The 7,568-nt window shown below is 70.9% G+C and carries 9 protein-coding genes; all 9 read left to right on the top strand.

The features are described 5' to 3' along the window. Nucleotides 1-366 (top strand): helix-turn-helix domain-containing protein (locus SACSA_RS0119075; protein ID WP_019819340.1); only part of this gene is annotated, 366 nt, incomplete at its 5' end. A gap of 101 nt (nt 367-467) precedes the next feature. Continuing rightward, nucleotides 468-962 (top strand): 2-oxo-4-hydroxy-4-carboxy-5-ureidoimidazoline decarboxylase, encoded by a 495-nt coding sequence (gene uraD / locus SACSA_RS0119070; RefSeq protein ID WP_019819339.1) that lies wholly within the window; start codon nt 468-470, stop codon nt 960-962. Next, nucleotides 959-1,315: a hydroxyisourate hydrolase gene (uraH, locus tag SACSA_RS0119065; protein WP_019819338.1), complete on the top strand. Its 357-nt coding sequence runs from the start codon at nt 959-961 to the stop codon at nt 1,313-1,315. The genes uraD and uraH overlap by 4 nt, the downstream gene beginning before the upstream one ends. Nucleotides 1,316-1,319: 4 nt before the next feature. Then, nucleotides 1,320-2,225 (top strand): factor-independent urate hydroxylase, encoded by a 906-nt coding sequence (gene pucL / locus SACSA_RS0119060; RefSeq protein WP_019819337.1) that lies wholly within the window; start codon nt 1,320-1,322, stop codon nt 2,223-2,225. Between the two features lie 16 nt (nt 2,226-2,241). Beyond that, nucleotides 2,242-3,753, top strand: a complete 1,512-nt coding sequence (locus SACSA_RS0119055; protein ID WP_019819335.1) for a nucleobase:cation symporter-2 family protein — start codon at nt 2,242-2,244, stop codon at nt 3,751-3,753. 18 nt (nt 3,754-3,771) lie between these two features. Then, on the top strand, nt 3,772-4,587 hold the full coding sequence (locus SACSA_RS0119050) for a hydroxypyruvate isomerase family protein (protein ID WP_019819334.1): 816 nt from the start codon (nt 3,772-3,774) through the stop codon (nt 4,585-4,587). Nucleotides 4,588-4,637: 50 nt separating this feature from the next. Further along, complete coding sequence (locus SACSA_RS0119045; RefSeq protein WP_019819333.1) at nt 4,638-5,522, top strand: 2-hydroxy-3-oxopropionate reductase; 885 nt, start codon at nt 4,638-4,640, stop codon at nt 5,520-5,522. Between the two features lie 54 nt (nt 5,523-5,576). Then, nucleotides 5,577-7,352 carry a glyoxylate carboligase gene (gene gcl / locus SACSA_RS0119040; RefSeq protein WP_019819332.1) on the top strand — a complete coding sequence of 592 codons (1,776 nt, stop codon included), beginning with the start codon at nt 5,577-5,579 and terminating at the stop codon, nt 7,350-7,352. A gap of 20 nt (nt 7,353-7,372) precedes the next feature. After that, nucleotides 7,373-7,568 (top strand): glycerate kinase (locus SACSA_RS23845; protein ID WP_048877005.1); only part of this gene is annotated, 196 nt, incomplete at its 3' end.

Below are 7,568 nucleotides of genomic sequence, written 5' to 3'. Positions count from 1 at the left end.
AGGCACCCGCTCGTGACCGCCGTGCTGCCCCTGGTGGAGCGGGTCCACGCCCGCGTCGTCGCGGTCGAGGAGATGGAATCCGCCGACGTGCCACTGCGCTGGGAGGGCGAGACCGTCGCCGCCGTGCGCCTGCCACGCGGCGACGGCACGGCCGGCCACGCCGGTCTCGGCACCCTGCTCGACGACCTGGCCGCCGAGCTGGGCGGCCCGCTGGCCGAGCTGCCTCGCGCGGACAAGCAACGCGCCGTGCGCCTGCTGGAGGAACGAGGCGCCTTCCACTACCGCAAATCCGCCGAGACCGTCGCCGAAGCGCTCGGGGTGACCCGGTTCACCGTCTACAACTATCTGAATCGATCCCGTCCCTAACCGGCGAGTAGTTCTTCAACAAACTGTTGACGTGAGGGCCACCACAGGTCCATTCTCTCGTGTATCGGAATAAGACTTCCGCTATGCGAGAGGAGTCAACGGTGACTCTGGAGGAGTTCAACGCGGCACCGGCGGAGGAGGTCACCGCCGCGCTGCTCGCGTGCTGCGACGCACCGGCCTGGGCGGCCACGGTGCGCGCGGGCCGTCCGTACTCGGACGTCGACGCGCTCGCCACGGCCGCCGACACGGCCGCCCGCGCCCTGTCCGAGGCCGAGATCGACCGTGCCCTCGCCGCGCACCCCCGGATCGGTGACCGGGCGAGCGGCACGGACACCGGGTCCGCGTGGTCACGTCAGGAGCAGTCCGGCGTGGACCGCGACGCCGCGACCCGGCAGGCCCTGCTCGAGGGCAACCACGCCTACGAGAAGCGCTTCGGACGGGTGTTTCTCCTGTGCGCGACCGGGCTGTCGAGCGAGGAGGTCCTCGCGTCGCTGCGCGAGCGCCTGGGCCATGACCCCGCACACGAGGCCGAGGTCGTGGCCGACGAACTGCGCAAGATCGCGGTGCTGCGGACGCGGAAGCTGGTGACGGCATGAGCGCGATCACCACGCACGTCCTGGACACCGCGCTCGGGCGGCCCGCCGCGGGCGTGCGGGTGCGCCTCGAACGGGTCCACGCCCCAGGCGAGAGCGGCACGCGCCCCGGCGGCACCGTCCTCGCCGAGGAGAGCACCAACGGCGACGGCCGCGTGCCCGAGTTCGGCCCGGATGAGGTCGACGCCGGAACCTACCGGGTCGTGTTCGACACGGCGGGCTACTTCGCCGCGACCGGGCAGGACGGCTTCTTTCCGGAGGTCACGGTCACGTTCGTGCTGACCGATCCCGCCCAGCACTACCACATCCCGCTGCTGCTGAGCCCGTTCGCCTACTCCACCTATCGAGGGAGCTGATCCCATGGCCATCGTCCTCGGCCCGAACCAGTACGGCAAAGCGCAGACCCACCTCGTCCGCGTCTACCGCGACACCCCGCGCCACGAGATCCGCGACCTCACCGTCTCCACCGCCCTGCGCGGCGATTTCGCGAACGCGCACATCGAAGGCGACCAGCGCGACGTGCTTCCCACCGACACGCAGAAGAACACGGTGTTCGCGCTGGCCAAGGAGCGGGGCGTTGGCGCGATCGAGGACTTCGCGCTGCTGTTGGCCGACCACTTCCTGTCCCGGACACCTGCCGCCGAGGGCGCCCGCGTCGAGATCGAAGAGGCACCGTGGCAGCGCATCCAGGTCGACGGCGACGGGCACGCCCATTCCTTCGTGCGCTCCGGACTCGGCACCCGCACGACCGTGGTCAACGTCGACGGGCGCGGCACGGACCGTACGGCACACGTCGTCTCGGGCCTGACCGATCTCACCGTGCTGAAGTCGACGGGCTCGGAGTTCCACGGCTTTCTCACCGACTCCTACACCACCCTCGCCGAGACCGACGACCGCATCCTGGCGACCTCGCTGATCGCCCGCTGGCGGTACTCCCGCACCGACCTCGCATGGGACGAGACGTTCAGCTCCGTCCGCGACCTGCTGCTCGCGCGGTTCGCCGAGATCCACAGCTACGCCCTCCAGCAGACCCTGCACGGCATGGGCCGGTCGGTGCTGGACGCGCACCCGGACATCGCCGAGATCAAGTTCTCCGCGCCGAACAAGCATCACTTCCTCGTCGACCTCTCCCCGTTCGGGGTCGACAACCCGAACGAGGTGTTCTACGCCGCCGACCGCCCGTACGGGCTGATCGAGGCCGACGTCGTGCGCGACGACGCCCCCGACGCCGGTTCGGCGTGGCATGCCGTGCCCGGCTGGGTCTGACGCGGGGAGGGCGGCGATGAAGCTGTTCACACGCTCCTCGAAGTACCGGGGGCGGCCCGAGGACGAGACCTATCCGTTCGGGCGCCTGCTGGCCTACGGCACCCAGCACATCCTGACGATGTACGGCGGGGTCATCGCGCCCCCGCTGATCGTCGGCGGCGCGGCGGGCCTGTCGGCCGCCGACACGGCTCTGCTGGTCACCGCGGGCCTGTTCCTGAGCGGGATCGCGACCCTGCTGCAAACCCTCGGGCTCGGCCCGCTCGGCAGCCGCCTGCCGATCGTGCAGGGCATCTCCTTCGCCAGTGTGTCCACGATGGTGGCCATCGCCTCCGAGTCGGGGGTGCGGCCGGTCTTCGGCGCGATCCTCGTCGCGGGCCTCATCGGGCTGGTCGCCTCGTCGTTCTTCGCTCAGCTCGTGCGGCTCTTCCCGGCCGTGGTGACCGGCACCATCATCACGGTGATCGGCCTGTCGCTGATGCCGGTGGCCTTCACCTGGGCACAGGGCGGGGACGGCGCCGACGACTTCGGGTCGATGACCAACATCGGCTACGCGGGCCTGACGCTGCTGATCATCCTGGTCATCAGCCGCCTGTTCCAGGGGGCGATCTCGCGGCTGTCCATCCTGATCGGACTCGTCATCGGCACGGTCATCGCCACGCTGACCGGCGAGGCCGACTTCTCCGGAGTCGCGACGGCCGACATCATCGCCCTGCCACCAATATTGCACTTCGGTTCCCCCACCTTCGAGGTGGGCGCGATCGTGTCCATGACGATCGTGATCGTCGTCATCATGATCGAGACCACCGCGGACATCCTCGCCATCGGCGAGATCGTGGGCACCGAGGTCGACACGAAACGCGTGGCGGGGGGCCTACGGGCCGACATGGGTGCCACGGCGGTCGCCCCGCTTTTCGGGACCTTCCCGTGCAGTGCCTTCGCGCAGAACGTGGGACTGGTCGCGTTGACCGGGATCACCAGCCGGTTCGCGGTCGCCGTCGGAGGCGGGGTCCTGATGCTGCTCGGCCTGCTGCCCGTCGTGGGGGCGGTGGTCGCGGCGATCCCGTACCCGGTACTCGGCGGCGCGGGCATCGTACTGTTCGGGTCCGTGGCGGCCAGCGGTATCCGCACTCTCGCCCGGGTGCACTACCAGGACAACCTGAACATGGTCATCGTGTCGGTGTCGATGGCGGTCGGCATCATCCCGATCGCCGCGCCCGGATTCTGGGAGGCCTTCCCCGACTGGCTGGGTGTGGTCATGCACTCCGGCATCAGCGCCACCGCCGTGGTCGCGGTCGTGCTCAACCTGCTGTTCAACGAGCTGACATCCGGAAACCGGAAAGGGCCTTCGGTCTTCGAGGCCGCCGAATCCAGCATCGACCAGTTCGGCGACACCCTCGACGACGACCTCCCGGACGGCGAAGCCCGGGACCACGGCCCGCCCCGCGCCGACCCCACCCCGGACACCCCGCCCTCGACGGAGACCGGCCCGGACGCCCGGCAGCGACGCACGGGAGAGAAACGCACGTGAGAGAAACGAGGTAGCACCGTGACCCACTCCCTGCCCTACGAGGTGAACTGCTCGATCCTGTTCACCGAACTCCCCTTGCTCGAACGCCCCGCGGCGGCCCGGAAGGCCGGCTTCACCGCTGTCGAGTTCTGGTGGCCGTTCGCCGAGGCCGTCCCCACCGACGCGGAGGTCGACCGCTTCGTCGCCGCCGTGCGCGACGCCGGTGTCCGGCTGGTGGGGTTGAACTTCGCCGCGGGCGACATGCCCGGCGGCGACCGGGGACTGGTGTCCTGGCCCGCGCGCTCGGCGGAGTTCCGCGACAACATCGACGTCGTCGTCGGCATCGGCGACCAGCTCGGCACCACCGGCTTCAACGCCCTCTACGGCAACAGGGTCGACGCCGATCCCGCCGCACAGGACGCGCTCGCGGTCGAGAACCTGGCACTGGCGGCCGACAGCGTTGCGCGCATCGGCGGCACGGTGCTGATCGAGCCCGTCAGCGGCGCGGAGCGGTACCCGCTGCGCACGGCGGCCGACGCGCTCACGGTCGTCGACCGGGTCCACCGTGAGACCGGAGCGGGCAACATCGGGCTCCTGGCGGACCTGTACCACCTCGCGGTCAACGGCGACGATGTCGACGCGGTCATCGCCGGGCACACCGACCGGGTGGCGCACGTGCAGATCGCCGACGCTCCCGGCCGCGGTGCGCCCGGGACCGGGGACTTGCCGCTCGACCGGCAGCTCACCGCCCTTGAGGCGAACGGCTACTCCGGCTGGGTCGGCCTCGAGTACAAACCGGCCGGAGACACCACGGACAGCTTCGCCTGGCTGGCGCCGCACCGGCGGGGCGCCTGAGCGGCGCGGACTTCGACCCGACCCCGACACCTTTCGGAAGGACAACAGCAATGAGCACCATCGCGTTCCTCGGCCTCGGCATCATGGGCAGCCCGATGTCGGTGCACCTCGCCCGCGCGGGCCACGACGTCGTCGGCTACAACCGCAGCCCCGGCAAGACCGGACCCCTCCTCGACGCGGGCGGCCGCGCAGCGTCGTCCATCGCCGAGGCGGTCTCCGGCGCCGACGTGGTCTGCGTGATGGTGCCCGACTCCCCCGACGTCGAGCAGGTCCTCGCGGGCGAAGGCGGCGTGTTCGACCACGCCGGGCGCGACACCCTGGTGATCGACTTCTCCAGCATCCGCCCGGACGTGACCCAGGACCTCGCCCGACAGGCCACCGAGCGGGGCCTGCGGATGCTCGACGCGCCCGTCTCCGGTGGCGAGGCGGGCGCCAAGAACGCGGCACTGTCCATCATGGTCGGTGGGAGGGACGCCGACTTCGCCGAGGCACGGAGCCTGTTCGACACCGTCGGCAAGACCGTGGTGCACGTGGGGCCGAGCGGGTCCGGACAGACCGTGAAGGCGGCCAACCAGCTCATCGTCGCGGCCAATATCCAGGCGCTGTCGGAGGCCGTCGTCTTCCTTGAGTCCTACGGCGTGGACACCGAGGCGGCCCTGCGGGTGCTGGGGGGCGGCCTGGCCGGATCGGCCGTGCTCGAGCAGAAGAAGGGCCCCATGCTCGACCGTTCCTTTGATCCCGGTTTCCGCGTCGAGCTGCACGACAAGGACATGGGCATCGTCACCGCCGCCGCCCGCGAGGCCGGTGTCGTGATCCCCGTCGGCGCCCTGGTGGCCCAGCTCATGGCCTCGGCCAAGGCCGTCGGCGACGGCGGTCTCGACCACTCCGGGCTTCTGCGCGGCGTCGAGCGCCTGAGCGGGCGCACCGATCGATGACCCCCTGCGGGGGCCACGCGGGCTCCCGCCCCGAGAAGCGAAGGACACACACCCATGGCACGCATGCGAGCCGTCGACGCCGCGGTGCTCATCCTGGCCAAGGAGGGCGCGACGCAGGCCTTCGGCCTGCCCGGCGCGGCGATCAACCCGTTCTACAGCGCGCTCCGGGCACACGGCGGGATCAGCCACGTGCTCGCCCGGCATGTCGAGGGCGCCTCGCACATGGCCGAGGGCTACACGCGCGCGGCCCCGGGCAACATCGGCGTCTGCGTGGGCACCTCGGGACCGGCCGGGACCGACATGATCACCGGGCTGTACTCCGCGTCCGCGGACTCGATCCCGATCCTGTGCATCACCGGCCAGGCCCCGGTGGCCAAGCTGCACAAGGAGGACTTCCAGGCCGTCGACATCGCCTCGACCGCGGCACCGGTCACGAAGTGGGCGGTCACGGTGCTCGAACCCGCGCAGGTGCCGGGCACCTTCCAGAAGGCGTTCCAGCTCATGCGCGAGGGCCGCCCGGGCCCGGTGCTCATCGACCTGCCCCTCGACGTGCAGCTCGCCGAGATCGAGTTCGACGTCGACACCTACGAGCCGCTGCCGGTCACCCGGCCGGCGGCGACCCGCGCGCAGGCCGAGCGGGCACTGTCGATGCTGTGCGCCGCGCACCGGCCGCTGCTGGTGGCCGGCGGCGGGATCGTCAACGCCGACGCCGCCGACGAGCTGGTGGAGCTGGCCGAGCTGACCGGGACGCCGGTGGTGCCGACGCTGATGGGCTGGGGCACCATCCCCGACGACCACCCGCTGACGGCCGGCATGGTCGGGTTGCAGACGGCGCACCGGTACGGCAACGCGACGCTGCTGGAGAGCGACTTCGTGCTCGGCATCGGCAACCGGTGGGCCAACCGGCACACCGGCGGCCTCGACACCTACACCGAGGGCCGGACGTTCGTGCACGTCGACATCGAGCCGACGCAGATCGGCCGGGTGTTCGCCCCCGACTACGGCATCGTCTCGGACGCGAAGGCCGCCCTTGAGGTCTTCGTCGCGGTGGCGCGCGAGTGGAAGGCGGCCGGGAGACTGCCAGACCGCATCGCCTGGGCCGAACGGTGTCAGCAGCGCAGGCGCACGATGCAGCGCAGGACCCACTTCGACACCGTGCCGATCAAGCCGCAACGGGTGTACCAGGAGTGCAACCGCGCCTTCGGTCCGGACGTGCGTTACGTGAGCACCATCGGGCTCTCCCAGATCCAGGCCGCGCAGATGCTGCACGTCTACCGGCCGCGACACTGGATCAACGCGGGCCAGGCCGGACCGCTCGGCTGGACCGTGCCCGCCGCGCTGGGCGTGGTCACCGCCGAGCCCGAAGCCACGGTGGTGGCGTTGTCGGGCGACTACGACTTCCAGTTCCTCATCGAGGAACTGGCCGTGGGCGCGCAGTTCCACCTCGGCTACATCCACGTGGTGGTGAACAACTCCTATCTGGGCCTCATCCGCCAGGCGCAGCGCGGCTTCGACATGGACTACTGCGTGCAGCTCTCGTTCGACAACATCAACGCCCCCGAGCTCGGCGGCTACGGGGTGGACCACGTCGCCGTCGCCGAAGGCCTCGGCTGCAAGGCACTGCGCGTGTTCGAACCGGACGACATCCTGCCCGCGCTGGAGAAGGCCAAGACGCTGGTGGCCGAGCACCGCGTGCCGGTACTGGTCGAGGTGATCCTCGAACGGGTCACCAACGTCTCCATGGGCACCGAGATCGACAACGTCGTCGAGTTCGAGGAGCTCGCCGAGCACGGCGAGCACGCGCCCACCGCGATCGCGCGGCTGGACTGAGGCGAAGGGACGGAGAACCCGTGGGACCGGTCGTGCTCGTCGCCCCCGACAAGTTCAAGGGCTCGCTGTCCGGCCCGGCTGTGGCCGAGGCCGTGGCCACCGGCCTCCGGCGAGCCCGCCCGGAGGCGAGGGTGCGCGCGGTACCGGTGGCCGACGGTGGAGACGGCACCGTGGCCGCGGCCGTGGCGGCCGGGTTCACCGACGTGCCGGTCACCG

The organism is Saccharomonospora saliphila YIM 90502 (genome assembly GCF_000383795.1).
GTDB lineage: Bacteria > Actinomycetota > Actinomycetes > Mycobacteriales > Pseudonocardiaceae > Saccharomonospora > Saccharomonospora saliphila.
The sequence above is the reverse complement of the archived record's forward strand: the minus strand, read 5'-3'. Positions and strand labels throughout refer to the sequence as shown.